Annotated in this window: 26 protein-coding genes and 1 pseudogene; 13 read left to right on the forward strand and 14 right to left on the reverse strand. The window is 70.5% G+C overall.

Annotated elements, in window-relative coordinates:
• Positions 1-14: 14 nt before the first annotated feature.
• Positions 15-719, reverse strand: coding sequence for a metal-dependent transcriptional regulator (locus tag ACFXJ8_RS02560; protein WP_379642013.1), 705 nt, complete (start codon positions 717-719; stop codon positions 15-17).
• A 77-nt stretch (positions 720-796) separates the two neighbouring features.
• Here ACFXJ8_RS02560 and ACFXJ8_RS02565 point away from each other — a divergent pair, with 77 nt between their 5' ends.
• The gene (locus tag ACFXJ8_RS02565; protein WP_379642014.1) at positions 797-1420 is read left to right on the forward strand and encodes a UdgX family uracil-DNA binding protein; all 624 of its coding nucleotides are present in this window, start codon (positions 797-799) and stop codon (positions 1418-1420) included.
• On the opposite strand, the gene ACFXJ8_RS02570 is transcribed toward ACFXJ8_RS02565, so the two are convergent.
• Positions 1389-2621, reverse strand: a complete 1233-nt coding sequence (locus ACFXJ8_RS02570; RefSeq protein ID WP_379642015.1) for an MFS transporter — start codon at positions 2619-2621, stop codon at positions 1389-1391. The genes ACFXJ8_RS02565 and ACFXJ8_RS02570 overlap by 32 nt on opposite strands.
• A 10-nt stretch (positions 2622-2631) precedes the next feature.
• The gene (pdxH, locus tag ACFXJ8_RS02575) at positions 2632-3273 is read right to left on the reverse strand and encodes a pyridoxamine 5'-phosphate oxidase (protein WP_379642016.1); all 642 of its coding nucleotides are present in this window, start codon (positions 3271-3273) and stop codon (positions 2632-2634) included.
• A gap of 235 nt (positions 3274-3508) precedes the next feature.
• On the opposite strand from pdxH, the gene ACFXJ8_RS02580 reads away from it, so the two are divergent.
• The 3 genes from ACFXJ8_RS02580 to ACFXJ8_RS02590 all read left to right on the forward strand — a co-directional run bounded on the left by ACFXJ8_RS02580 (position 3509) and on the right by ACFXJ8_RS02590 (position 6666).
• Positions 3509-4615, forward strand: coding sequence for a citrate synthase 2 (locus tag ACFXJ8_RS02580; RefSeq protein WP_379642017.1), 1107 nt, complete (start codon positions 3509-3511; stop codon positions 4613-4615).
• Between the two features lie 216 nt (positions 4616-4831).
• A complete protein-coding gene (serC, locus tag ACFXJ8_RS02585) occupies positions 4832-5941 on the forward strand; it encodes a phosphoserine transaminase (protein WP_379642018.1) in 1110 nt (369 codons plus the stop codon).
• A 143-nt stretch (positions 5942-6084) separates the two neighbouring features.
• Positions 6085-6666 carry a TIGR00645 family protein gene (locus tag ACFXJ8_RS02590; RefSeq protein ID WP_379642019.1) on the forward strand — a complete coding sequence of 194 codons (582 nt, stop codon included), beginning with the start codon at positions 6085-6087 and terminating at the stop codon, positions 6664-6666.
• Between the two features lie 49 nt (positions 6667-6715).
• Here the strand turns inward: ACFXJ8_RS02590 and ACFXJ8_RS02595 are convergent, their stop codons facing one another.
• From ACFXJ8_RS02595 to ACFXJ8_RS02610, 4 genes are all read right to left on the reverse strand, one after another.
• A complete protein-coding gene (locus ACFXJ8_RS02595) occupies positions 6716-7336 on the reverse strand; it encodes a rhomboid family intramembrane serine protease (protein WP_379642020.1) in 621 nt (206 codons plus the stop codon).
• A gap of 135 nt (positions 7337-7471) precedes the next feature.
• Entirely contained in the window at positions 7472-8239 is a 768-nt protein-coding gene (locus ACFXJ8_RS02600; protein WP_379642021.1) for a crotonase/enoyl-CoA hydratase family protein, read from the reverse strand.
• A gap of 12 nt (positions 8240-8251) precedes the next feature.
• Complete coding sequence (locus ACFXJ8_RS02605) at positions 8252-9025, reverse strand: SDR family NAD(P)-dependent oxidoreductase (protein ID WP_379642022.1); 774 nt, start codon at positions 9023-9025, stop codon at positions 8252-8254.
• 48 nt (positions 9026-9073) lie between these two features.
• Positions 9074-9412: an anti-sigma factor antagonist gene (locus ACFXJ8_RS02610; protein WP_379642023.1), complete on the reverse strand. Its 339-nt coding sequence runs from the start codon at positions 9410-9412 to the stop codon at positions 9074-9076.
• A 73-nt stretch (positions 9413-9485) separates the two neighbouring features.
• Here ACFXJ8_RS02610 and ACFXJ8_RS02615 point away from each other — a divergent pair, with 73 nt between their 5' ends.
• Entirely contained in the window at positions 9486-10502 is a 1017-nt protein-coding gene (locus tag ACFXJ8_RS02615; protein ID WP_379642024.1) for a potassium channel family protein, read from the forward strand.
• Here the strand turns inward: ACFXJ8_RS02615 and ACFXJ8_RS02620 are convergent.
• From ACFXJ8_RS02620 to ACFXJ8_RS02635, 4 genes are all read right to left on the reverse strand, one after another.
• On the reverse strand, positions 10480-11223 hold the full coding sequence (locus ACFXJ8_RS02620) for an energy-coupling factor ABC transporter ATP-binding protein (RefSeq protein ID WP_379642025.1): 744 nt from the start codon (positions 11221-11223) through the stop codon (positions 10480-10482). The genes ACFXJ8_RS02615 and ACFXJ8_RS02620 overlap by 23 nt on opposite strands.
• Entirely contained in the window at positions 11217-11975 is a 759-nt protein-coding gene (gene cbiQ, locus ACFXJ8_RS02625; RefSeq protein ID WP_379642026.1) for a cobalt ECF transporter T component CbiQ, read from the reverse strand. Before cbiQ ends, ACFXJ8_RS02620 begins: the two co-directional genes overlap by 7 nt.
• 2 nt (positions 11976-11977) lie before the next feature.
• Positions 11978-12988 carry an energy-coupling factor ABC transporter permease gene (locus ACFXJ8_RS02630; protein WP_379642027.1) on the reverse strand — a complete coding sequence of 337 codons (1011 nt, stop codon included), beginning with the start codon at positions 12986-12988 and terminating at the stop codon, positions 11978-11980.
• Positions 12989-13054: 66 nt separating this feature from the next.
• Positions 13055-14905 carry a glycosyltransferase family 2 protein gene (locus ACFXJ8_RS02635; RefSeq protein ID WP_379642028.1) on the reverse strand — a complete coding sequence of 617 codons (1851 nt, stop codon included), beginning with the start codon at positions 14903-14905 and terminating at the stop codon, positions 13055-13057.
• Between the two features lie 347 nt (positions 14906-15252).
• Here ACFXJ8_RS02635 and ACFXJ8_RS02640 point away from each other — a divergent pair, with 347 nt between their 5' ends.
• Both ACFXJ8_RS02640 and ACFXJ8_RS02645 read left to right on the forward strand, forming a co-directional pair.
• Positions 15253-15579: a hypothetical protein gene (locus ACFXJ8_RS02640; protein ID WP_379642029.1), complete on the forward strand. Its 327-nt coding sequence runs from the start codon at positions 15253-15255 to the stop codon at positions 15577-15579.
• An 18-nt stretch (positions 15580-15597) separates the two neighbouring features.
• Positions 15598-15786: pseudogene (locus tag ACFXJ8_RS02645) on the forward strand (ClpX C4-type zinc finger protein); the annotation flags it as partial.
• Between the two features lie 223 nt (positions 15787-16009).
• On the opposite strand, the gene ACFXJ8_RS02650 reads toward ACFXJ8_RS02645, so the two are convergent.
• Positions 16010-17026: a PucR family transcriptional regulator gene (locus ACFXJ8_RS02650; protein WP_379642030.1), complete on the reverse strand. Its 1017-nt coding sequence runs from the start codon at positions 17024-17026 to the stop codon at positions 16010-16012.
• Positions 17027-17099: 73 nt separating this feature from the next.
• On the opposite strand from ACFXJ8_RS02650, the gene glyA reads away from it, so the two are divergent.
• The gene (glyA, locus tag ACFXJ8_RS02655) at positions 17100-18401 is read left to right on the forward strand and encodes a serine hydroxymethyltransferase (RefSeq protein ID WP_379642031.1); all 1302 of its coding nucleotides are present in this window, start codon (positions 17100-17102) and stop codon (positions 18399-18401) included.
• Here the strand turns inward: glyA and ACFXJ8_RS02660 are convergent.
• Positions 18391-19581, reverse strand: coding sequence for a sensor histidine kinase (locus tag ACFXJ8_RS02660; protein ID WP_379642032.1), 1191 nt, complete (start codon positions 19579-19581; stop codon positions 18391-18393). The two genes, glyA and ACFXJ8_RS02660, sit on opposite strands and share 11 nt — an antisense overlap.
• On the reverse strand, positions 19578-20222 hold the full coding sequence (locus ACFXJ8_RS02665; protein WP_379642033.1) for a response regulator transcription factor: 645 nt from the start codon (positions 20220-20222) through the stop codon (positions 19578-19580). The genes ACFXJ8_RS02660 and ACFXJ8_RS02665 overlap by 4 nt, the downstream gene beginning before the upstream one ends.
• 83 nt (positions 20223-20305) lie before the next feature.
• Between ACFXJ8_RS02665 and ACFXJ8_RS02670 the strand changes: the two genes are divergently transcribed.
• The 5 genes from ACFXJ8_RS02670 (at position 20306) to ACFXJ8_RS02690 (ending at position 24537) form a co-directional block, all read left to right on the forward strand.
• The gene (locus ACFXJ8_RS02670; protein ID WP_379642034.1) at positions 20306-20821 is read left to right on the forward strand and encodes a hypothetical protein; all 516 of its coding nucleotides are present in this window, start codon (positions 20306-20308) and stop codon (positions 20819-20821) included.
• The gene (locus tag ACFXJ8_RS02675; protein WP_379642035.1) at positions 20818-21867 is read left to right on the forward strand and encodes a peptidoglycan-binding protein; all 1050 of its coding nucleotides are present in this window, start codon (positions 20818-20820) and stop codon (positions 21865-21867) included. Before ACFXJ8_RS02670 ends, ACFXJ8_RS02675 begins: the two co-directional genes overlap by 4 nt.
• Positions 21864-22523 (forward strand): ABC transporter ATP-binding protein, encoded by a 660-nt coding sequence (locus tag ACFXJ8_RS02680; protein WP_379642036.1) that lies wholly within the window; start codon positions 21864-21866, stop codon positions 22521-22523. Before ACFXJ8_RS02675 ends, ACFXJ8_RS02680 begins: the two co-directional genes overlap by 4 nt.
• On the forward strand, positions 22520-23701 hold the full coding sequence (locus ACFXJ8_RS02685) for an ABC transporter permease (RefSeq protein ID WP_379642037.1): 1182 nt from the start codon (positions 22520-22522) through the stop codon (positions 23699-23701). The genes ACFXJ8_RS02680 and ACFXJ8_RS02685 overlap by 4 nt, the downstream gene beginning before the upstream one ends.
• Before the next feature lie 140 nt (positions 23702-23841).
• The gene (locus ACFXJ8_RS02690; protein WP_379642038.1) at positions 23842-24537 is read left to right on the forward strand and encodes a DUF4097 family beta strand repeat-containing protein; all 696 of its coding nucleotides are present in this window, start codon (positions 23842-23844) and stop codon (positions 24535-24537) included.
• Positions 24538-24583 lie beyond the last annotated feature (46 nt).

Genomic DNA, 24583 nt, shown 5'->3' on the forward strand with positions numbered 1-24583 from the left:
CAGCAGCGCCGTCGTCAGTGCTTGGAGACGAATACGTGCGCGGCGACCTCACGCGGAAGCTCCGCGGGAGTGTTCGTCGCGTCGTTATCACCTGTCACCCGCACACCGTCGTCGCTCGCCGCGAGCGTGACCTCGCGTCCGGGTTGTATCCCAACTTGCTTGAGTTTAAGCATCACAGCGGGATCGCTTTGCACTTGTTCGCTAATTCGACGCACGACAACGGGTAGGGGGCTCGGGCCCGCCACGTCGGCCATGCTGGGGAAGGCCGACCACGCCTCGGCCTCAGGGCCGGTCGCGCCGAGCTCCTCCAGGCCGGGGATCGGGTTGCCATGGGGATCGAAGGTGGGGTTGTCGAGCAGCTTGACCAGCCGTTCCTCCACCGATTCGGACATCACGTGCTCCCACCGGCACGCCTCGATGTGCACCTCCTCCCACGGCAGCCCGATGACCTGGGTCAGCAGGCATTCGGCCAAGCGATGTTTGCGCATGACGCGGGTGGCGAGGGTGCGGCCGAGGTCGGTCATGGCCAGATGGCGGTCGCCCTCGACGCGGACCAGCCCGTCGCGCTCCATGCGGGCGACGGTCTGGCTCACGGTGGGACCACTCTGCTGGAGCCGCTCGGCGATGCGCGCACGAAGGGGAACGATCCCCTCTTCCTCAAGTTCGTAGATCGTGCGGAGGTACATCTCCGTCGTATCGATCAAGCCGTGTGCGGTCAAGGCTCCTCCCGTCCTGAATGCTACGTCGGTCATGGGGCACAGAAGCCACAGAAACCCTAGTGGGAGAACGACCGACGATGGCAAAGGACGGAAACACCGGAGCGGCCCTGTTCCTTCCCGACCGGCTCACGCTGCCGGAGCTGCGGAAGGCGGCGGCTCACTGCGAGGGCTGCGACCTGCACAGGAACGCCACCCAGACGGTGTTCGGCGAGGGTCCCGTGAGCGCGCGCTTCTTGATCGTGGGCGAGCAGCCGGGAGACCAGGAGGACCGCAGGGGCGCCCCCTTCGTGGGCCCCGCGGGCCGCATCCTGGACAGGGGTCTGGAGGAGGCGGGCATCAGCAGGCAGAAGGCGTACCTGACCAATGCCGTGAAGCACTTCTCCTTCACGCTCAAGGGCAAGAGGCGGATCCACCAGAAGCCGACCGCCGCCGAGATCGACGCCTGCCGGCCGTGGCTGACCGCCGAGCTCTCGCTGGTGAAGCCGGAGATGATCGTGGTGCTCGGCGCGACGGCCGCCCGCGCCCTGCTGGGCGCCTCCTTCAAGGTCTCCCAGCGGCGCGGCGAGGTGCTGGAGCTGGGCGAGTCGCTGGCGGTGGCGACGATCCACCCGTCGGCCGTGCTGCGCGCGCCCGACCGGGACGAGGCCTATCAGGGGTTCCTGGCCGACCTCACCCTCGCCCGCCGCTCCTGTAGTTCCTGAAGGCCGGTACGGCCAGCCCCACCGCGAGGACGGCCAGCGCGCACGCCAGCCCGCCGCCCACCCACGCGCCCGTCATGCCGAAGGCCGTGGCGGTGGCTCCGGCTCGCAGATCGCCCAGGCGCGGCCCGCCCGCGACGACCACCATGAACACGCCCTGCATCCGCCCGCGCATCTCGTCGGGCGCGTGCAGTTGCAGAATCGACTGCCGCCACACCGAGGACACCACGTCGGCCATGCCGCCGACGGCCATGAAGGTCACGACCAGCCACAGCTCGTGCGCCATCCCCGCCGCGGCCACCGCCAGCCCCCACACCGCGATGACGACGACCAGCGCCACGCCCTGCCGCCTGATCGCGCCGACCCAGCCGGAGAACACCGCGCCCAGCACCGAGCCGATCGCCATGGCCGCGGTCAGCCAGCCCAGGGCGATCATCGAGCCGCCGAAGCGCTCGGCGACCAGTTCGGGAAACAGCGCCCTCGGCAGCGCGAAGACCATGGCGATGATGTCCACGACGAACGACATCAGCAGCACGGGGCTGCCCATGATGAAGCGCAGCCCCTCCCACACCGCCTTGGCGCCCGGGCGGACCACCTCGCCGAGCGGTTCGAGCGTCGGCAGCCGCAGCGCCGCGTAGAGGCTGGCGCCGAACAGCACCGCGTCGATGGCGTAGGCGGAGGCGAACCCGCCCGTGGCGAGCACGACACCGCCGATCATGGGGCCGAAGACCGCGCCGATGCTGAAGACGAGCGAGTTGAGCGCGTTGGCCGCCGGCACCAGCTCGGGGGTGAGCAGCCTGGGGATGACCGCGCCTCTGGTCGAGGAGCTGATCGCGAAGCCCGCCGCGCCCAGCGCGACGGCGACGAGCAGGACGTAGACGTTGCCGAGCCCGAGCAGCGCCTGGGCGAGCAGCAGGAGCGTGCTGGCCCAGGCGACCACGGAGCCGACGACCAGCAGCTTGCGCCGGTCCATGGCATCGGCGACCGCGCCGCCCCACAGGCCGAAGACCACCAGGGGGATCAGGTTGGCCAGGCCGAGCATGCCCACCCAGAAGGAGGAGGCCGTCAGCTCCCACACCTGCTGGCTGACCGCGACCACGGTGACGGCGACGCCGATGTGCGAGACGGCCTGCCCCCACCACAGCCGCCGGTAGGCGGCGACCCTCAGCGGACGTGTGTCGACAACGAAATCCCCGAAAGCCATTCACGGCACATTAGGGGGCAAGCCGCTCCAGCACCCAACCAGGGTGAACCCGCCGATAGCGCAACCTGTCGTGCATCCGGTCGAGCTGGCCCTGCCAGAACTCCACCTCCGTCGGCACGACCCGGTAGCCGCCCCAGAAGTCGGGGACGGGCGGGTTGTCCGGCCAGCGGGCGGCGAGTTCGGCGTAGCGCGCGTCGAGCTCCTCGCGCGAGCGTACGACGGCCGACTGCCGCGAGGCCCACGCGCCGACGCGGGAGCCGTACGGCCTGGAGTTGAAGTAGGCGGCGGAGTCCTCGTGCGGCAGGCGGACCACGCTGCCCTCGACGCGGACCTGGCGGCGGATCGGATGCCACGGGAACAGCAGCGAGGCCCGCGGGTTCTCGGTCAGGTCGCGGCCCTTGCGCGACTCGTAGTTGGTGAAGAAGACGAAGCCGTGCTCGTCGAAGCCCTTCAGCAGCACCGTGCGCGCGCTCGGCCGGCCGCCCGCCGAGGCGGTGGCGACCACCATCGCGTTGGGCTCGGGCAGCCCGGCATCCAGCGCCTCCTCGAACCATCGGGTGAATTGCGCGATCGGATCGGCCGCGACGTCTGATTCGAGCAAGGGCAGTCCCTCATAGGTACGGCGGAGCCCCGCCAGCGATGTGGCATCCACGAGAAGGTATTCTTGCGCGCTTGGTGGCGATCCCACACACAACCCCCTACCAGCGCCTATGGGCGTTTCGGCGTGCCCGAAGACGAAGCACCTCCGGTTAGGGGGTTAAATTGACCCGCCGGTATCTCGACATCAACAGAAGCGGACGAGCTCCGGGGATGCGAACACGCTCCGAGGCGGCCCGCGACCATGAGTACAGGATTGCCCACACGGCAAGAAAGGGAGGCGGCCGAGCATGTCCGACTTCAAACCCGGCCTTGAAGGCGTCGTAGCTTTCGAGACCGAGATCGCGGAACCGGACAAAGAGGGGGGCGCCCTTCGCTATCGCGGCGTCGACATCGAAGATCTGGTCGGCCGTGTCCCGTTCGGGCACGTCTGGGGTCTGCTCGTCGACAACAAGTTCCAGCCGGGCCTGCCGCCCGCGGAGCCGTACCCCATCCCCGTCCACTCGGGTGACATCCGCGTCGACGTGCAGAGCGCGCTGGCCATGCTGGCCCCGGCGTACGGCTTCAAGCCGCTGCTCGACATCGACGACGCGCAGGCCCGCGACGACCTCGCGCGCGCGTCGGTGATGGCCCTGTCCTTCGTGGCGCAGTCGGCGCGTGGCCTCGGCCTGCCGATGGTGCCGCAGAGCAAGGTCGACGAGGCCAAGACCATCACCGAGAGGTTCATGGTCCGCTGGCGGGGCGAGCCCGACCCCAAGCATGTCAAGGCCATCGACGCCTACTGGACCTCCGCCGCCGAGCACGGCATGAACGCCTCCACGTTCACCGCCCGCGTCATCGCCTCCACCGGCGCCGACGTGGCCGCCGCGCTCTCCGGTGCGGTCGGCGCGATGTCGGGTCCGCTGCACGGTGGCGCCCCCGCCCGCGTGCTGCACATGATCGAGGGTGTCGAGCAGCTCGGCGACGCCAAGAAGTACGTCCAGAGCGAACTGGACAAGGGCAACCGCCTGATGGGCTTCGGTCACCGCGTCTACCGCGCCGAGGACCCGCGCGCCCGTGTGCTGCGCCGTACCGCGAAGGAGCTCGACGCTCCTCGCTACGAGGTCGCCGCGGCCCTGGAGACGGCGGCTCTTGAGGAGCTGCACGCGCGCAAGCCCGACCGGGTGCTCGCCACCAACGTGGAGTACTGGGCCGCCGTGGTCCTCGACTTCGCCGAGGTTCCCTCGCACATGTTCACCTCGATGTTCACCTGCGCGCGCACCGCTGGCTGGGCCGCGCACATCCTGGAGCAGAAGCGCACGGGCAGGCTCGTCCGCCCCAGCGCCCACTACGTCGGCCCCGCCACGCGTCCGCTGAGCGACGTTCCCGGCGCCGACGAGGTCGTCGGCACCATCTGACACCTTCTTCCTCGGTAACGGCCCGCTGATCCCCCAGCGGGCCGTTTGTCGTTCCCCCGGGTTCTCGTCCCCCAGTGATAGAGATCACCCGTCGTACGGCATGCGGGCAGGGGCCGCCCGGAAGCGGTGATCGGCCCCATGACCAGGCATTCCTCCCGAGTCTCACATCCCGGACCCGTGACAAGCCATCCGAGATGGCTCAGTAGGCTTGGGCAGGTGGCTGACATCGTGATTCCCGCTGACATCAAGCCCGCCGACGGCCGTTTCGGCTGCGGGCCCTCGAAGGTCCGACCCGAGCAGCTGTCCGCGCTCGCCGCCTCCGGCGCGGGCGTGATGGGCACCTCCCATCGACAGAAGCCGGTCAAGAACCTGGTCGGCAGGGTCCGCGCCGGGCTGGCCGACCTGTTCTCGCTGCCCGAGGGTTACCAGGTCGTGCTGGGCAACGGCGGCACCACCGCGTTCTGGGACATCGCCGCCTTCGGGCTGGTGCGCGAGAAGTCGCAGCACCTGTCCTTCGGCGAGTTCTCCTCCAAGTTCGGCGCGGTCGTCAGCAAGGCGCCGTGGCTGGGCGAGCCGACCATCATCAAGTCGGAGGTCGGCACCCACCCCACCGCCGTGGCCGAGGACGGCGTCGACGTCTACGCCCTCACCCACAACGAGACCTCCACCGGCGTCGCGATGCCGATCAAGCGGGTCGGCGGCGACGACGCCCTCGTCCTGGTCGACGCCACCTCGGGCGCGGGCGGCCTGCCCGTCGACATCGCCGAGACCGACGTCTACTACTTCGCCCCGCAGAAGAGCTTCGCCTCCGACGGCGGCCTGTGGATCGCGATCATGTCGCCGCGCGCGCTGGCCCGCGTCGAGGAGATCGCCGCCAGCGGCCGCTACGTGCCGGAGTTCTTCAGCCTGCCCGTCGCGATCGACAACTCGGGCAAGGACCAGACCTACAACACGCCGTCGGTGGCCACGCTGTTCCTGCTGGCCGACCAGCTCGACTGGATGAACGGCAACGGCGGCCTGGCCTGGACCACCTCGCGCACCGCCGACTCCTCCCAGCGCCTCTACACCTGGGCCGACAAGTCGTCCTACGCCACGCCGTTCGCCGCCCCCGAGTTCCGCTCGCAGGTGGTCGGCACGATCGACTTCAGCGATGCCGTCGACGCCGCCGCGGTGGCCAAGGTGCTGCGCGCCAACGGCATCGTCGACACCGAGCCGTACCGCAAGCTCGGCCGCAACCAGCTGCGCATCGCCATGTTCCCGGCGATCGACCCCTCCGACGTCGAGGCCCTGACCACCTGCGTCGGCTACGTGGTCGAGCGCCTCTAGCCGTCCTCCACGAGCGCGCCCTCCGGCATCCACCGGGAGGCGTGCTCGTCGCGTGCGCGGGCCGCTTCATGGCCTGCGCGCTGTCGGCCCCACCACTGCGACGGGAGTGTCCAGGAGTGACGTCCACCTCGGGGGAACCGGCCGTGAGGCGGCGTGGTCTCGGCTACGTGATGTTCGCGAGCCGGTGGCTGCAGGCGCCGCTCTACCTCGGCCTGATCGCCGCGCAGGGCCTCTACGTGTGGCAGTTCATGGTCGAGCTGTGGCACCTCGGCGACGCGATCGTGACCGGCCACGTGAGCAAGGCGACGATCGACGCCTACGGCGGTGCCGAGTCCCTTCCCGGCCCCGAGGTCATCGTCATGCTGGCCATCCTCGGGCTCATCGACGTCGTGATGATCTCGAACCTGCTCATCATGGTGATCGTCGGCGGCTACGAGACGTTCGTGTCGCGGATCGACCTCAAGGACCACCCGGACGAGCCCGAATGGCTCTCCCACGTCAACGCCAACGTGCTCAAGGTGAAACTGGGCACCGCGATCATCGGCATCTCGTCGGTGCACCTGCTCCAGACGTTCATCAGGGCGAAGAACACGCCCCCGCAGACCATGATGTGGCAGACGCTGATGCACCTGGCGTTCGTGGCCTCGGCCATCGGCCTGGCCTACATCGACCGCCTGCTGTCCTCCTCACCTGCCGAACGCACCCACGCCCCCGCCGCCCACTGACCCCGCGCGCCGCCCAGAAGCCTCTCACGCGCCTTCGGACGGCCGCCCCTCAGAAGGACGGGGACGCCGGGGTGATCGCCTTGCGGCGTAGGACCCAGGCGGCCACGACACCGCCCACGAGGCCGAACAGGTGGCCCTGCCACGAGATGCCGTCCTGGTTGGGCAGCAGGCCCCAGACCAGCGAGTAGTACGCCACGGCCACGCCGATGCCCACCGCGATGTCGAACAGGCGCCGGTCGAACAGGCCGCGGGCGACCACGAGCCCGAAGTAGCCGAAGACGAGCCCGCTCGCGCCCACAGTGGCGACTCCGGGAGCGGTGGCGACCCAGGTGCCGAGGCCGCCGATCACCATGATGATCAGTGTGGCCCACAGGAACTTCCCGATGCCGCGGACGGCCGCCAGGAAGCCCAGGACCAGCAGCGGCAGCGAGTTGGCCATCAGGTGCCCGAAGTCCCCGTGCAGGAACGGCGCGAACAGGATGCCGATGAGGCCGTCGGGCGACCACGAGATGATGCCGAGCTCGTAGTCGAGGGCTCCGCCCATGAAGTAGTCGAAGATCTCGACGGCCCACATCGCGACGAGCATGCCGCCGACCAGCAGAAGGGCGCCGAGCGCGCCCTGCAGGAGGCCGCTCGCGCCACGCTTGGCCGACTCGTAAGGGGAACTCATGCGCTCTCCTGCCGCCAGGGGGTGAGACTTGTCCCCTTCACGGTAATGCGGGACGCCCCCTGCATGCGGCGCCCGTTTCCGAGATAGCGGGGCGAGGAGCGGCTCCTCCCGTGCCCACGGGAGGAGCCAGGCGAATTACTCGCCCTTCCACTCGGGGGCGCGCTTCTCGGCGAAGGCCGCCGCGCCCTCCATCGCGTCCTTCGACCCGAACACCGGGTTGATGATCGGGCCCTGCTTGGTGAACATCTCCTCCAGCGACCAGTCCGCCGACTCGATGACGACCTTCTTGGTCGCCGCCAGCGCCAGCGGCGCGTTCGCCGCGATCTTCCTGGCCAGCTCCAGCGCCCCGGTCAGCGCCTGGCCGGGCTCGGTGATCCGGTTGACGAGCCCGAGCTCGTACAGCCGGGCAGCCGGGTAGTGGTCGCCGGTCAGGGCGATCTCCATGGCCACGTGGTAGGGGATCCTGCGCGGCAGCCGCATGATGCCGCCCGCGCCCGCCACCAGCCCGCGTTTGGGCTCGGGCAGGCCGAACTTCGATTCGGACGAGGCCACGATCAGGTCGCACGACAGCGCGAGCTCGAAGCCGCCCGCGAGCGCGTACCCCTCGACGGCGGCGATCAGCGGCTTCTTGGGCGGCGCCTCGGCGATGCCGCCGAAGCCCCTGCCCTCGATGACGGGGAAGTCACCGGCGAGGAAGGCCTTGAGGTCCATGCCCGCGCAGAACGTGCCTCCCGCACCTGTCAGGACGTAGGCGGAGATGTCGGGACGGGAGTCGAGCGAGTCGAGCGCGGCGGCGAGGCCACGCGCGACGGCTCCGTTGACGGCGTTGCGAGCCGATGGGCGGTTGATGGTGATCACCGCGACGCCGTCGGACTCCTCGATCAGAACTTCGTCGGAGGACACGCGCACCTCACGTCACTTGGGCTGGAAACGGATGCCGCCGTCGAACCTGATGACCTCGGCGTTCATGTAGTCGTTCTCGATCAGCGAGCGCACCAGATGGGCGAACTCGTCGGGGCGGCCCATGCGCTTGGGGAAGACGACGGGGGCGACGAGCTTGGCCTTGAACTCCTCGGCGTTGCCGGAGAAGCCGTAGATCGGCGTGTCGATGATGCCGGGGCAGACGGTGTTGACGCGCACGCCGATGGCGGCCAGGTCGCGGGCGGCGGGCACGGTCATGCCCACGATGCCGCCCTTGGACGCGGAGTAGGCGAGCTGCCCGGTCTGGCCTTCGAGCGCCGCGACGGAGGCGGTGTTGATGACCACGCCCCTGTGCCCGTCGTCGGAGACCGGCTCGGTCTTGGCGATGGCGGCCGCGCCGATGCGCATGAGATTGAAGGTGCCGATCAGGTTGACCTCGATGACCTTGCGGTAGCTGGCCAGGCTGTGCGGGGCGCCCTCGCGGTTGACGGTGCGCTCGGCCCAGCCGATGCCCGCGCTGTTGACGATCACGCGGACCGGCTTGCCGGTGGCCACGGCCGCGTCGACGGCCGCCTGCACCTCGCTCTCGTCCGACACGTCCGTCCTGACGAAGACGCCGCCGAGTTCGTCGGCGATCGACTTGCCGCGCTCCTCGTTGAGGTCGGCGATGACCACGGTCGCGCCCTGGCGGGCGAGCTCGCGGGCCGTGGCCTCGCCCAGGCCGCTGGCCCCGCCCGAGATGATTGCTACTGCTCCGTTGACGTCCATGCCACGGACCCTAACGCGAGAACCGAACGAAGTTCTACTTCGAGTGGCTCAAATCTCTCCTACCGCGGTGTCGACGTCGGAGTAGACCTTGATGCGCCGGTCGAGCCCTGTGGTGTGCAGGATGCGGGCCACCGGCGCCTGGGGCGCGGCCAGCGAGACGCACCCGCCCTCGCCGGTCGCCAGGCGCCAGGCCTCGATCAGCACCGACAGCCCGCTGGAGTCCATGAACGACAGCGCCTGCAGATCGAGCACGAGTCGCGCGCCGTCCTGCTTGATCGCGTCGCGGACCTCGTCGCGCAGGAAGGGAGCGGTGAACAGATCGAGCTCCCCCTCCACAGCGACCACCACGGCGTCTCCCATGGCATGGCGCGCCAGCCGTAGCTTCATTCGGCCCTCCTCGATGAGCCACTGTACTTCGACATCCCCAGAGCGGAGGCATGGACAAACTACGATCATCAACATGCGGGGCGACCTTCCCGAGACCGGGGTCCGGCTGGCGAACCTGAGGATCAGCCCGTTCAGGGCGGTGCTGCGCAGAGTGCTGTACGCCGGCGGAGCGCTGGCGGCGGTGTTCGTGCTGGTCGCGGTGGATCTCGACGGATACAGGGACACCTACGACGGCAGGATGTCCTTGCTCGACGCGCTCTACTACGCGACCGTGACCGTGTCGACGACGGGGTACGGGGACATCACCCCCGTGTCGCCGCTCGCCAGGACGATCAACATCATCGCGGTCACGCCGCTGCGCATCATCTTCCTCGTCATCCTCGTGGGCACGACGCTGGAGGTGCTGACCCAGCGCACCCGCGACAACTTCCTGATCCAACGCTGGAGGACCAAGTTGCGCGACCACACGGTGATCGTGGGGTACGGCACCAAGGGCAGGGCCGCGATCCGCACGCTGCTGGAGAACGAGCGCACGAAGGAGTCCATCGTCGTCGTCGACACGAGTGCCGGCGCGATCGAGGAGGCCAACGCCGACGGTTTCGTGGGCGTCATCGGCGACGCCACCCGCAGCGAGGTCCTGGCCAGGGCAGGCGTCGGCCTGGCCAGGGAGATCATCATCGCCACCCAGCGCGACGACACCACCGCGCTGGTCACGCTGACCGCCCGCCAGGCCAACGCGAAGGCCGTGATCGTGGCGGCGGTACGCGAGGCCGAGAACGACCCCCTGGTACGGCAGAGCGGCGCCGACGTGGTCATCACCTCGTCCGAGGCGGCGGGCAGGATGCTCGGCGTGGCCACGCAGAGCCCGGCGGTCAGCGCCCTGATCGAGGACTTCCTCGTCTACGGCAAGGGCCTCGACCTGACCGAGCGCCCCGTCATGCCGCACGAGGTGGGCAGGACGGCCGCCGAGTGCGAGGGCATGGTCATCGCGGTGGTCCGCGACGGCGAGATCATGCCTTACGCCGACCCCAGGGCCGCCGCCGTCAGGCAGGGCGACCGTCTGGTGGTCATACACGTTCCTGTGGAATAGCGAAGCCGTACGGCAGCTCCAGGCGGTGCTCGGCCAGCAGCGAGGGGTCGGACAGCAGCGCGCGGGTCGGTCCGTCGGCGGCGATCACCCCGCCCGACAGGATCAGCGAGCGCTCGCACAGCTCCAGCGCGTACGGCAGGTCGTGGGTGACCATCAGCACGGTGACGTCGAGCGAGCGCAGGATCTCGGCCAGTTCCCTGCGCGCGGCGGGGTCGAGGTTGGACGACGGCTCGTCGAGCACGAGGATCTCGGGCTCCATGACCAGGACGGTGGCCACGGCGACCCGCCTGCGCTGGCCGAAGGACAGGTGGTGCGGCGGCCGGTCGAGGTGGTCGGCCATGCCCACCCTGTCGAGCGCGTTCTTGACCCTGCGCTCCAGCTCCTCGCCCCGCACGCCCATGTTCGCCGGGCCGAAGGCGACGTCGTCCCGCACGGTCGGCATGAACAGCTGGTCGTCGGGGTCCTGGAAGACCAGCCCCACGCGCTGCCTGATCTCCTTGAGCGTGTCGGGGCGCACCGGGGTACCCGCGACGCTCACCCTGCCGTGTCCGGCGGTCAGGATGCCGTTGAGGTGCATGACCAGCGTGGTCTTGCCCGCGCCGTTCGGGCCTAGCAGCGCGACGCGCTCGCCGCGGCCGATGGACAGGTTCACCCCGAACAGCGCCTGCGTGCCGTCGGGGTAGGCGTAGGCGAGCTCGCTCACCTCAAGGGATTTCACCACAGTGATACTCCAAGAACGGCCAACGCCGTGACGGGCAGGGCCAGCGCGACGCCCCACTGCCGCCCCGATCCCGAGATCTCCTGGGTGACGGGCAGGGAGCCGTTGTAGCCCCTGCTGAGCATGGCCAGGTGCACCCGCTCGCCCCGCTCGTAGGAGCGGATGAACAGCGCGCCCGCCGACCTGGCGATCACCGGGATCTGCATGACGTTGCGCGCCTCGAAACCCCTCGACTCCCTGGCCACCCGCATCCGCCGCATCTCGTCCACGATCACGTCCATGTAACGCAGCATGAACATCGCGATCTGCACCAGCATCGAAGGCAGCCGCAGCCGCTGCGCGCCGAGCAGGATGAGCCGCGGCTCGGTGGTGGCCGCCAGCAGGATGGAGGCGACGACGCCGAGCGTGCCCTTGGCCAGGATGTTCCAGGCCGCCCACAGCCCCTGCACGCTGAGCGAGAGGCCGAGGACCTCGGTCCGCTCCCCCATCCCGATGATCGGGATGGCCAGCGCGAACACCACGAACGGGATCTCGATCACCATCCGCCTGGCCACGTGGGACAGCGGCACCCTGGCCAGGCCCGCCGCGAGCGCCAGCAGCAGCGCGTAGCAGCCGAACGCCCAGAACGCCTCGCGCGGCGTGGCCACGACCACGCCCGCGAACGCGAGCACCGCCACCAGCTTGCACTGCGGCGGCAGCCGGTGGATCGGCGAGTCGCCCGGCCGGTAGAGCCGGTGGTGGTGCCCCGCACCCATGGCTAGACCCCGACTGCCGTACGGCGGCGCGCGGCGAAGGCGACGGCCCCTGCGACGATCAGCGTGATGCCCACGCCGATGACGCCCGCGACGCCCACGGGGATGCCGCCGACGTCGCCGTAGTCGGCCAGCGCCCACGAGCCGAACAGGTGGTCGGTGGCCTGGTCGAGGAAGCCCTTGTTCTCGGCCACCGCCTCCAGGCCGTCGGGGTTGGAGGAGGCGAAGAAGGACACCACGCCCGCGAGCACGAGCGTCACGCCGATGCCGCCGAGCAGGAACGGCTTGACGCGGCCGTTGGCGGGCCGGTCCGCGGTGACCGTGCCGGTGGTGGAGGTCGTGCCGTCGGCGCCCTTCAGGACGAGCGGGGTGGTCAGGCCGCGCGCGCCGTACACCAGGTCGGGCCGTACGGCCAGCACCGCGCTGACGGTCACGGCGGTGATCAGCGCCTCGCCGATGCCGATGAGCACGTGGACGCCGCCCATCGCGGCGGCGACGGCGGCGGTGTCGATCGGGGCGGTGCCGCCGACGGCGAACAGCAGCGCGAACGCCAGCGCGGAGACGGGCACCGACACCAGCGCGGCCAGGAAGGCCGCCGCGCTGATCGCGGCCCTGCTCCTGGCGACCCTGGTGATCAGGCGGAACAGCCCCCATCCGACCAGGACGGTGACCATGCCCATGATCACGATGTTGATGCCGAGCGCGGTCAGCCCGCCGTCGGCGAAGAAGACGCATTGGACCAGCAGCACCACGGTCATGCAGAGCACACCCGTATAGGGGCCGACGAGTATCGCGGCGAGCGCGCCGCCCAGCAGGTGGCCGCTGGTGCCCGCGGCGACGGGGAAGTTGAGCATCTGGACGGCGAAGATGAAGGCGGCGACCAGCCCCGCCATGGGCGCGGTGCGGTCGTCGAGCTCCCGCCGGGCGCCGCGCAGGCAGACCGCCACGCCCGCGGCCGCGACGGCGCCTGCCGAGATGGACGTAGCGGCGTTGAAGAAGCCATCGGGTACGTGCACGGCCAAGCCTCCTGTAAAAGGATGAAACCCCCTTACTTTAAGACATGGCCTTGCACCTGCATATGACTAGCAACTGGAACCGCCTATCAGGCGCCGCAGGATGGCCTGAGGGGTGAGCCTGTGGACGACTGTGCTCAGCCTGCCCTTGCCCGCCGTCGCGTACGGCCTGACGCTCCTGCGCACCGGCCCCCACCACCAACTGCGCGGCTCGGCCACGGTGCTCTCGTCGGCCTCGATCCTGAAGCGCGCGGGCGGGCCGCCCAGCTCCAGCTCCAGGTAGGCGTCCCAGGTGCCGGACGCGAACCGGCCGATCGCGGGCCTGGCCGCGAACACCCCGCCGGGCATCGATACCACCCGCTCGTACCGCTCCCTGCCGGTGTGGCGCTCCCGCCAGACCAGCCGCCGGACGGCGCCCGCCTCGGGGACCCCCGCGATGCCCCCCTCGATGCCCACGGTGATCTCGCCGTCGAGGATCAGCCGGTGCCCCAGCGACCACCGCGTGCGGGTGAGCCGCACACTGCCAGGCACCGTCAGCACGTGCCCACCGATGTCGAGGCTCAGGTTGCCGTTGGTCCTGGTGAAGTACGGCAGCGTGACCGCACTGCCGAACAGGCGCGGATCGGGCCTGGTGATGCCGCCGTCGCGCTCGGCGCCCAGCCTGCCCAGCCGGATGACGCCCTCGCACTCGACGGCGACGTAGAAGTCCCAGACGCCGGACGACAGCTCCCCGGGGGTGACCTGCGCGGTGAAGCCGACTTCGCCCACCGGATCGGTGGGCATGACCAGCTCGCCGCCCTCCTCCTGCCTGGAGCGCAGGACGAGGGCCAGGCCGCCCTGCCGGTGCGGGCCGTCGAGCGCCGCCTCGCCCTCGACGATCAGCCGGTCGCCCTCCCACCTGAGGGCGGTCAGGCGCCTGCACACGGTGGCGGCCTCGATGCCGGCCAGCCGTACGAGGCGGTCGAGGTCGTCGAGCGCCGCCAGCCGATGCCGGTCGGTCGTGGGGAGCGTGGCCTCGACGCCGGGCGTCAGCCACCGGTCGCACAGTGCGGCCACCTCGTGGGCGATCTCCTTGCGCCGCATGTCGTCGGCCGCCAGGAAGGGGGCGCCGAGCTGGGCGAGGATGTCGAGCCTGAAGTGCCGGCGCAGCAGGTGGTCGCGCAGCGGGCCCGGCTCGACGTGGGCGGCCATCAGCTCGATCGGCCTGCCGATCATGGCGAGCCAGCCGAGCGGGTCGCGGCTGGCGGGCTGCTGCATGATGCTGCTGCCGTCGGGCCTGGCGACCAGGTGGTAGCAGTCGTAGTCGGCCACGACCGAGATGACCTCGGCGTGGCAGTAGGCGTGGACGCTGAAGACGATGTCCTCGCCGACCATCTGGCCCTCGGCGAACCTGACGCCGTGGCGGTCGAGCATCTCCCTGCGGTAGAGCTTGAAGCAGCTCAGGCTGTTGTAGACGGGGCTGTCGCCCAGGTCGGCCCGCTCGACGCTGCGCTGGAACATCGAGACGGGCGCGCGGCGGCCATGCCCGACGATCTTGCCGAGCACGATGTCGGAGCCGTTCCTGTCGGCCGTGGCGACCATGCGCTCGAGCGCCTCGGGACCGAGGTAGTCGTCGGCGTCGCAGAAGAAGACGTAGCGGCCCCTGGCGTGGTCGAGGCCTGTGTTGCGCGGGCCGCCCGCGCCGAGCGCGTGCTCCTTGCGGATGACCCTGACGACGCCGCGGTGGTAGTGGGAGTAGAGCTCCAGCAGCTCGGCGCTGCCGTCGGTGGAGCCGTCGTCGACGACGACGATCTCCTTCTTCACCCGTTGGACCAGCGCGGAGGTCAGGCTGCGGTCGAGGTAGTCGCGGCAGTCGCGGACCGGGATGATGACGCTGACGTCGACAGCCTGTTCGTCGCACCCCGTTGGTTGTTCAGCCACAGCCGCGCCCCTCAGCCGTCACGTTCTGCCATCACCTCGTCTCAGTATGTGACAGACCCGAAGTTTCGCGGGGCCGTTCCGGTATGTCGACGGCTTTGCTTTCGCGCCAACCGACATATCCCCCGACGGTGCAAATTTGCTGATTAAGTTGGGGGAATAGTCGCCCGGCGGTGGCGCTGAATTCCCCTGTGGCGTAGAGAATCATCCCCCCAGGGAACAGTGCCCTACCCCTCGTCAACCTGCGTGATCCAGAGGTGGGAATGGCGCGTCTACACTCAGGCGACCATGACTGAGAGGTGGCGGGAATGGGAACGGAACTCAGCCGTCCGACGACCGAGGATCCAGCCGTGCGATCTGCTGAACGCATCGTCTCCTCGGCACGACTCGCCGAGCTCTACGAGTGCTCGGCGCTGCTGCGCCGTACGCGCCAGCGAGCCGAGCAGATCGTGAACGAGGCGCGCGCCATGCTCGCCGAGGCCGAGCAACACGACGACCCCATCAGGGTGCTCGCGCTCAGCGCCCAACTCGAGGAGGCACGTGGGGCCTACCGCAGAATCCTTCAGGCCTACACCACCATCTGCCGCAAGATCGGCGAGGAGCGCAACGCCATCATCATGGAGCAGGTCAAGGAGACCAGAGCAGCTGTGCACGAAGACTTGTCAGGCGTGGCCTGACGGAGTTAGCGTCAGGGCATGCCTGACACGTGGAAGGACAAGCTCCGCTGCTCCTTCTGCCACAAGAAGAGCGCGGACGTCAGCAAGCTCATCGCGGGCCCTGGTGTGCACATCTGCGACCAGTGCGTCGCACTGTGCAACGACATCCTCGAGTCCGAACGGCTCGCCGAGCCGACGGGGCCGCGCCTGCCGATGTGGGAGGAGATGTCGGTGGACCAGATCCTCGACCACCTCCCCAAGATCGCGGCGGTTCAGGTGCAGATCGACGACAACCTTCACGACTGGGTGCGCCACCTCCGCACCCGCGACGTGAGCTGGGAGCGCATCGGCGCCTCCCTGAACATGACCAGGCAGTCGGCCTGGGAACGGTTCAGGTAGCTGAACGGGCTCCAGCTCCCCCGCCCCCGGCCGGGGAGCTGGAGCAGGGGGCTCACTCGGGGAAACCCGCGTCGAGCCGCCTCTTCTTCAGCGCCATGTGCAGGCGCAGCCTGGTCATGCCGTCGTCGAGATCGGCGCCCAGCGCGTCGGCGATGCGGCCGAGCCGGTAGTAGAGACTCGTCCTGTGCAGGTGGAGCGCGCTCGCGGTGCGCTGCGCGTTGCCACCGAGGTCGAGGTAGGTCTCCAGGGTGTGCGCCTGCTCGCCGTCCAGCGCGGCCAGCGGGTCGTCGGCCACCCCGAGCAGCATCCGATACGGCCCCAGCCCCGCCCACGACACGTGGCGCGGCAGCGCCGGATCGGCGGCGGCCAGGTAGGCGGCCGTCAACGCCTGGCGATAGGCCTCGGGAGCCGACTCGGGCCCCATCGTGTCGCTGTAGCCGCGGGTGACGCCCTCCTCCTCCGGCATACCGTCGGCGGGCTGGCGCAGCAGGTAGGCGGCGTGTGAGTCGGTCACGAAGCCGCCGATGGCGTTCCGCTCGGGCCTGCCGGAGCCCGGCAGCACGACGCACACCTGGATGAGCCTGGGCGCCGTCCTGTTCCAGCCCTCCCCCGTGGTGAGCAGGCGGCGGACCATCGCGTCGGGGTCCTCGTGCCAGGCGGCCGCGATCTCGCGCGCGGTCTCCTCGGCCAGCGCCAGCGCCCTGTCGTCGAGCGTCTGGCCAGGGTCGAGCAGCCACAGGTAGCCGAGCGTGCGCCCAGAGTCCCTGAGCCCAGCGTCCCTGAGCCCAGCGTCCCTGAGCCCGGAGTCCCTGATCGGCACGCAGACCCTGGCGCCCATGCCCAGCGCCTCGTTGGCGGGCACGCGCACCGGCCCGGCGGCGGTGGCGATGCCGTGCCGGTCCTGCCACCGCCTGATCTCGGGCGCGACCTGCCTGGACAGGATCGCCGCGACCCTGACGGGATCGGCGTCGGCGTGCCGCGAGCTGTAGGCGATCAGCCGGCCATCGAGGTCGTCGACGGAGACGCTCCGCTCGATGGCCGCGGCCAGCGCGTCGAGCCATGCCTGCATTCCTACAAGTGTAGGAGCGGGTCCCTGCATCCACCTCATGCGTCGGCGGCCGACGCCTGCTTACCCTGGCCTCATGCTCGCCCCTCGTTCCTGGGTGCCCGCCGCCTCCGATGACCTCGTGCAGCGCGGCGCCGCAGCCGTCACCTCCCAGCCGGCCTCCGAAACCCTGGCCACGATCGACAGGCTCACCGAGCGCAACCACGAGATCCACGACGTGGAATGCGTCAACCTCAACCCGGCGACCAACGTCATGAACCCGCGCGCCGAGGCCCTGCTGTCGGCAGGTCTCGGCTCGCGCCCCTCACTCGGCTACCCCGGCGACAAGTACGAGATGGGCCTGGAGGCCATCGAACAGATCGAGATCATCGCCGCCGAGCTGGCCGCCGAGGTGTTCTCCGCCCGCTACGCCGAGGTCCGCGTCGGCTCCGGCGCGCTGGCCAACCTCTACGCCTTCATGGCCACCTGCAAGCCGGGCGACACGATCATCGCCCCGCCGCCCTCCATCGGCGGGCACGTCACCCACCACGCGGCGGGCGCCGCGGGCCTGTACGGCCTGACCACCCTCGACGCCCCCGTGCTGGCCGACGGCTACACGGTGGACGTGGCGGCGCTGCGGGAGCTGGCCGTACAGGTCAGGCCCAGGCTGATCACCGTCGGCGGCAGCCTCAACCCGTTCCCCCACCCGGTGGCCGCCGTCCGCGAGATCGCCGACGAGGTGGGCGCCCAGGTGCTGTTCGACGCCGCCCACGTGTGCGGGATGATCGCCGGCGGCGTCTGGCCGAACCCCCTGTCCCAGGGCGCCCACCTGATGACCATGAGCACCTACAAGAGCCTGGGCGGTCCGGCGGGCGGCCTGGTTGTCACCGACTCGGCCGCGCTGGCCGAACGGCTCGACGCGATCGCCTATCCGGGGCTCACCGCCAACTTCGACGCCGGCCGTACGGCGGCGCTGGCGGTGGCGCTGCTGGACTGGAAGGTGGCGGGCAAGGCGTACGCGGAGATGATGGTGGGCACCGCCCACCAGCTGGCCGCCAGCCTGCAGGAGCTCGGCCTGCCCGTCTTCGGCGGCGGCACCAACTCCCACCAGTTCGCGCTCGTCGCCAGGGGCGGCGGCCAGGCCGCGGCCCGCAGGATGCGCCAGGCCAACCTGCTGGCCTGCGGCATCGGGCTGCCGATGGCGCCGGTGGAGGGCGACGTCAACGGGCTGCGCCTGGGCACGCCCGAGGTGGCGCGCCTGGGCATGACCGAGAACGACATGCCGGTCCTTGCCGGGTTCGTCGCCCGCAGCCTCGACCCCTCCGTGGATCCGGCGACGGTCGCGCCCGAGGTCACCGAGTGGCGGCGCGGCTTTTCCGGAGTCCACTTCACCTGCTGAGTTCCCGCACACCCCCGGTCCCCCTCACGGGCCTGCCCGGGCCGGCCGCGGCATTCGCCGCCGCCGGTCCGGGCAGGCTCACGGTGACGGCCAGGCCGCCGTCCGGCCTGGCCAGCGCGGTGACGGTGCCGCCGTGCGCGTCGACGATGGCCCGCACGATCGACAGCCCGAGCCCCGACCCTCTGTCGGAGCGCACCCGCTCGCCCGACAGCCGCCTGAACGGCTCGAACAGGTCGTCCACGTCGTACGGCGGGACCACAGGACCGGTGTTCTCCACCGTGACGAGCCCGTCGGCCGACACCCTGATCCAGACCTGGCCGTCGCGCACGTTGTACTTGATCGCGTTCTCCACCAGGTTGAAGACGCACCGTTCGAGGAAGAGCGGATCGCCTTCGACCTGGGCGTCGGAGAGGTCCTGGTGGATGGTGACGCGCCGTTTGCGCGGCTGCAGGTCCACCTGCTCCAGCACGGTGCGCACGATGTGGCGCAGCTCGACGGGACGGCGCGCGGTGAGCTCCTGCTCCGACTGGGCCAGCAGCAGCAGGCCCTCGATCAGCCGCTCGTAGCGCGCGTTGGTCCCCAGCAGCGCCCTGGCCAGCGCCTTCAGGTCGGGTGAGGCCTCGGGCTCCTCCAGCGACACCTCCAGGACCGTGCGGTTGATCGCCAGCGGGGTGCGCAACTCGTGCGAGGCGTTGGCGATGAACCTGCGCTGCGCGTCGAACACCTTGTGCAGCCGGTCGAGCATCGCGTCGAAGGTGTCGGCCAGGCGCTTGACCTCGTCGTCGGGGCCGGTCAGCCCGATCCGCTCGTGCAGGGTGCTCTCCGACAGGCGTTGCGCGGTCTCGGTCACTCTGTCGATCGGGCGCAGCGCGCGGTCGGCGATCAGGTAGCCGAGCACCACCGCGATGATCCCGATCAGGATCATGATCATGAGGGAGTAGCGCAGCATCTCCTCCAGCACCCCGGCCGCCCGCGCTCCCACCTCGCTCTTCATCGTCGCCTGCAGCTGTTCCTTCGACGGCATCTCGGCGTTCGAGCCGATCTTGGCGAACGCCAGCACGAACTGCTTGCCCAGCGCGTTGGCGGTCAGCAGGTAGGTGAACCAGAGCAGCACCGAACCGGCCACGAAGAACAGCGCGCCGTACAGCACCGTGAGCCGCGCGCGCAGACCGAGCCTCACAGCCGGTAGCCCTTGCCCGGCACGTTCTCGACGAGCGCGGGCGCGCCGAGCTTCCTGCGCAGCGCGGTCATGGTGACGCGCAGGACGCTGGTGTCGCCGTCCGCGTACTCGTCCCACACGCTCCTGCGCAGCTCGGCCGAGCTCACCAGCGCGCCTTCGGCGCGCAGCAGCTCCCGCAGCAGGTCGAACTCCTTGCGGCTCAGCGACACCGGCCGCCCGTCCCTGGCGACCGTACGGCGGGCGGGGTCGAGCCTGACCCCGGCCCGTTCGAGCACCGGCGGCGGCTTGGGCGAGGTGCGGCGGGCCAGCGTCCTGATCCTGGCGACCAGCTCGGCGAACGCGAACGGCTTGACCAGGTAGTCGTCCGCGCCGAGGGACAGCCCCTCGACCCTGTCGCGGACCTGCCCGGCCGCCGTGAGCATGAGGATCCTGCTCCTTCGCGTCAGCTCGCCGCAGACGTCGTCGCCGTGCACCTCCGGCAGGTCCCTGTCGAGGACGACGACGTCGTAGTCGGTGTAGGAGGCGCGCTCCAGCGCCTCCTGGCCGTCGTAGGCCACATCGACGGCCATGGCGTGCAGCCTGAGCCCCCGGGCCACGGCGTCGGCCAGCTGTTCCTCGTCTTCCACGATGAGCACCCGCATGACGACGAGAGTGCAGCACCGGCTGTTAGGGAGGAGTAAGCCGCTTATCCGGCTTTAGCGCCCGGTTGGCTGAAGTGTGCCGCATGAGAACACGACTATTCGTGGCCGCGCTGCCACTGCTCCTGGCCGCCGCGTGCGGCTCGGCCCCCTCCACCGCGCAGGTCGCCAGCGCGGGCGAGGGCGGCACCGCCTCGGCCCAGCCGAGCGCCTCGGCCACCCTGTCCCGTGACGAGGCCCAGCTGAAGTTCGCGCAGTGCATGCGCGAGAACGGCGTCGACATGCCCGACCCCGACGCCAACGGCGGCATCCGCATCCAGGGCAAGAAGGGCGAGCAGGACAAGACCGAGGCCGCCATGAAGGCCTGCAAGCAGTACCTCGACCAGGCGGCGGGCGAGCGCAAGGCCATGGACCCGGAGCGGCGCGACCAGCTGGTGAAGTTCGCGCAGTGCATGCGCGAACACGGCGTCCAGATGGAGGACCCGGGCGCCGACGGCATGATCAAGATGCTCGGGAACCAGGGCGACGAGCAGACGATGAAGGCCGCCCAGGAAGCCTGCAAGGAGTTCGCCCCCGGGATGATGAAGGGCGGCGGCTCGTGAGGAAGGTCGCCCTCGCCGGCGCGTGCGTCCTCGCGGTCGCCGTGGCGGGCGCGGCGGTCGCCGTACTGACTGATGGCGGCGCGGGCGCGGCGACCCCGGCGGCCGCGACCCAGGTCGGAGTGCCCGCCACCGCGGCGATCACCAGGCAGGACCTCGTCGACACCAAGACGGTCAGCGGCGCCCTCACCTACTCCGGCGAGCGCCAGGTGACCGCGGGCGCGGCGGGCACCCTGACCTGGGTCGCGGCCGAGGGCGCGGCCGTCAGGCGGGGCCGCGCCCTGTTCAGGACCGACCGCAAACCCACGATCCTCCTGTACGGCAAGCTCCCCCTCTACCGCGACCTGCGGCTCGGCGTCGAGGACGGCCCCGACGTCGAGCAGCTCGAACGCAACCTGGCCGCGCTCGGCTACGACGGCTTCACGGTCGACGACGAGTTCACCTACGCCACCTACGAGGCCGTCGTCGAGTGGCAGGAGGACAACGGCCTGCCAGAGACGGGACGCGTGGACGCGGCGCAGGTGGTGTTCCTGCCGTCGGCGGTCAGGGTGACCGACGCCAGGGGTGAGCTCGGCGCCAGGACCGCTCCAGGACAGCAGGTGCTCACCGTCAGCGGCCTGGACAGGGTCGTGCACGTCGACCTCGACACCGACGACCAGACGCTGGCCAAGAAGGGGGCCAAGGTCACCGTCGAGCTGCCGGGCGGCGAGAAGGCGGCCGGGAAGATCACCTCGGTCGGCACGGTGGCCAGGACGGCCAAGGACAGCACGACCGTCGACGTCGACATCACGCTGGACAAGAAGCCGCGCACCAAGCTGGACCAGGCGCCCGTCGAGGTCGAGCTGGTCAGTGAGCGGCGTGAGGACGTGCTCGCCGTACCGGTGGAGGCGCTGCTCGCGCTGCGCGAGGGCGGGTTCGGCGTGGAGATCGTCGAGGGCGCCCGCACCAGGCTCCTGCCGGTCAAGGTCGGCGCGTTCGGCAGCGGCCTGGTCGAGATAAGCGGCGACGGGCTGGCCGAGGGCATGAAGGTGGGGGTGCCCGCCGCATGAGCATCATCGAGCTGCGCGGCGTCACCAAGACCTACGACGGCACCGTCCACGCGCTGCGCGGGGTGGACCTGACGGTCTCCCCGGGGGAACTCCTGGCGATCATCGGCCCCTCAGGGTCGGGCAAGTCCACGATGCTGCAGATCATCGGCACCCTCGACCGGCCGACCTCGGGGACCGTACGGATCGCCGGGCACTCCGTCCTCGACCTGAACGACCGCAGGCTGTCCGCGCTGCGCGCCCGCCACCTGGGCTTCGTCTTCCAGCAGTTCCACCTCGCGCCGGGGGTGAGCGCGCTGGACAACGTCGCCGACGGCCTTCTCTACACCGGCACCCCGCTGCGGATGCGCCGCGAGCGGGCGGCGGCGGCGCTGGACCGGGTGGGGCTCGGCCACCGGCTCCACCACAGGCCGAACCAGATGTCGGGCGGCGAGCAGCAGCGCGTCGCGGTGGCCAGGGCCGTCGTCGGAGACCCTCCGCTGCTGCTGGCCGACGAGCCGACGGGCAACCTCGACTCGGCCGCGGGAGCCGAGGTCCTGAAGATCATCAAGGAGCTCAGCGAGGCCGGGACGACCATCGCGATCATCACCCACGACACCGAGATCGCCGAATGGTGCCCCCGGCAGGTACGCGTCAGGGACGGGCTGGTGCTCCCATGAAACCGGCCAGGCTGAGCCTTCCCGACGTCTTCAGGGTCGGGGCGTCGGGGCTGCGCGCCCGTCCGACCAGGGTGATCCTGTCGGCGCTCGGGATCGCCATCGGGATCGCCACGATGATCGCGGTCATCGGCATCTCGTCGTCGTCGCGAGAGCAGCTGCTGCGCCAGCTCGACCGGCTGGGCACGAACCTGCTGACCGTCTCGGCGGGCAACACCGTCTTCGGCCAGCCCGCCAAGCTGCCCGTCGCCGCGGTCGACATGGTCACGCGCATCGGGCCCGTCTCCTCGGCCGCGGCCACCGGGGCCGCGCCCGCGACCGTCCGGCGTACCTCCCACATCGACGAGGCGGTGACCGGCGGCATCAGCGTGCAGGCCGCGACCACCTCGCTGCTGACCACGCTGGAGGGCGGCGTGGCGACGGGCGCCTGGCTGAACGACGCCACCGCCCGCCAGCCCGCCGTCGTCCTCGGCGCCAAGGCCGCCGAACGGCTCGGCATCACCCGCACCGGGGTGCGGGTGTGGATGGGCGGGCGGTGGTTCACGGTGATCGGGATCCTGCGCCCGACGCCGCTCGCCCCCGAGATCGAACGCTCGGCGCTCGTCGGCTTCCCCGTCGCCGAGGAGCTGCTCGGCTTCGACGGGCACCCCACGACGATCTACGAACGGTCGGCGGAGGAGGCCGTCGAGGCGGTGCGCGACATGCTGCCGCGCACGGTCAACCCGGAGAACCCCAACGAGGTCGACGTCAGCCGCCCGTCCGACGCCCTGGCGGCCAAGGCGGCGGCCGCGGGGGCCTTCACCAACCTGCTGCTCGGCCTCGGCGCGGTCGCGCTGCTGGTCGGCGGCGTCGGCGTGGCGAACACCATGGTCATCTCCGTGCTCGAACGCCGCCGCGAGATCGGCCTGCGCCGCTCGCTCGGGGCGACACGGGGGCAGGTGCGCATCCAGTTCCTGTCGGAGTCGCTGCTGCTGTCGGCGCTCGGCGGGGTCGCGGGCGCGATCCTGGGCGCGCTGGCCACGATCGGGTACGCGATGTCGCGCGACTGGCCGCCCGTCGTGCCCCCGTGGGCGATCGGCGGCGCGGTCGCGGCCACGCTCGTCATCGGCACCGTCGCCGGGCTGTACCCCGCGATGCGCGCGGCCCGCCTGTCCCCGACCGTGGCCCTTTCCACCACCTGATCCGGGGTACGGCGGCGGCATCGGTTCCTCCCGATGCCGCCGCCTTGTCCCGGTAGTCCGGCCGGGCCCCGGGGTTCGTCCGGGGCGAGTCGGGGTGATCCCCGATGCCCGGCCCGGCGGCCCGCGAGAGCATTGAGGGCATGAGGACGAGGAACATGATCGCCGTTGCCGCGCTGGCGGTCTCCGCGACGGCGTTGACGGGTTGCGGATTCATGGGGTTCGGCAAGGCCACGGAGAAGAAGACCGAGTCCTACGAGGTCACCGACAAGGTCATCCGGCTGAGCGTGAAGAGCGAGTTCGGCGCTGTCGTGATCAACGAGCGCGACAGGGCCGGGATCAAGGTCACCGAGAGCATGAACTGGCGCAACACCCAGCCGAAAGCTTCCCACGTGGTGAGGGGCGAGGTTCTCGAGCTGGCCTTCGACTGCAAGAAGGGCTTCGAACACTGCTGGGTCGACTACACGATCGACGTGCCCAAGGGTGTGAAGGTCAAGGTCGACACCGGCGCCGGCGACGTCACGCTGCGCTCGCTGTCGGACGAGGTCGAGGTGAGCACGGGCGCGGGCGACATCGACGCCAACGGGCTCACCGGCAAGCGGCTGTTCGCCGAGACCGGCGCGGGCGAGCTGAAGGTGAAGTTCGCCAGCCCGCCGGACAGCGTCGAGGTGGAGACAGGCGCGGGCGACACCAGGCTCTGGCTTCCGCAGGGGCCGTACGACGTGACCGCCGACACCGGTGTGGGCAGCGCCGAGGTGAAGGTGACCGACGACGCGGGCGCGTCGCGCAAGGTCCTGGTCTCCTCCGGAGCCGGCGAGGTGCAGGTCCTACCCCTCTGACCGGCCGGTTCAAGCCGTATCGGGCTTGACGTGAACCCCTGTTGAT

Origin of the sequence: Nonomuraea sp. NPDC059194 (assembly GCF_042754765.1) — a bacterium.
Lineage (GTDB): Bacteria > Actinomycetota > Actinomycetes > Streptosporangiales > Streptosporangiaceae > Nonomuraea.

Coding starts and splice junctions, on each gene's coding strand:
- ACFXJ8_RS02670 (WP_379642034.1), top strand. CDS start 20,306: ATGAGAACACGACTATTCGTGGCCGCGCTGCCACTGCTCCTGGCCGCC.
- glyA (WP_379642031.1), top strand. CDS start 17,100: ATGCTCGCCCCTCGTTCCTGGGTGCCCGCCGCCTCCGATGACCTCGTG.
- cbiQ (WP_379642026.1), bottom strand. CDS start 11,975: ATGGGTGCGGGGCACCACCACCGGCTCTACCGGCCGGGCGACTCGCCG.
- ACFXJ8_RS02650 (WP_379642030.1), bottom strand. CDS start 17,026: ATGCAGGCATGGCTCGACGCGCTGGCCGCGGCCATCGAGCGGAGCGTC.
- ACFXJ8_RS02580 (WP_379642017.1), top strand. CDS start 3,509: ATGTCCGACTTCAAACCCGGCCTTGAAGGCGTCGTAGCTTTCGAGACC.
- ACFXJ8_RS02605 (WP_379642022.1), bottom strand. CDS start 9,025: ATGGACGTCAACGGAGCAGTAGCAATCATCTCGGGCGGGGCCAGCGGC.
- ACFXJ8_RS02685 (WP_379642037.1), top strand. CDS start 22,520: ATGAAACCGGCCAGGCTGAGCCTTCCCGACGTCTTCAGGGTCGGGGCG.
- ACFXJ8_RS02615 (WP_379642024.1), top strand. CDS start 9,486: ATGCGGGGCGACCTTCCCGAGACCGGGGTCCGGCTGGCGAACCTGAGG.
- ACFXJ8_RS02680 (WP_379642036.1), top strand. CDS start 21,864: ATGAGCATCATCGAGCTGCGCGGCGTCACCAAGACCTACGACGGCACC.
- ACFXJ8_RS02665 (WP_379642033.1), bottom strand. CDS start 20,222: ATGCGGGTGCTCATCGTGGAAGACGAGGAACAGCTGGCCGACGCCGTG.
- ACFXJ8_RS02570 (WP_379642015.1), bottom strand. CDS start 2,621: ATGGCTTTCGGGGATTTCGTTGTCGACACACGTCCGCTGAGGGTCGCC.
- ACFXJ8_RS02565 (WP_379642014.1), top strand. CDS start 797: ATGGCAAAGGACGGAAACACCGGAGCGGCCCTGTTCCTTCCCGACCGG.
- ACFXJ8_RS02690 (WP_379642038.1), top strand. CDS start 23,842: ATGAGGACGAGGAACATGATCGCCGTTGCCGCGCTGGCGGTCTCCGCG.
- ACFXJ8_RS02595 (WP_379642020.1), bottom strand. CDS start 7,336: ATGAGTTCCCCTTACGAGTCGGCCAAGCGTGGCGCGAGCGGCCTCCTG.
- ACFXJ8_RS02610 (WP_379642023.1), bottom strand. CDS start 9,412: ATGAAGCTACGGCTGGCGCGCCATGCCATGGGAGACGCCGTGGTGGTC.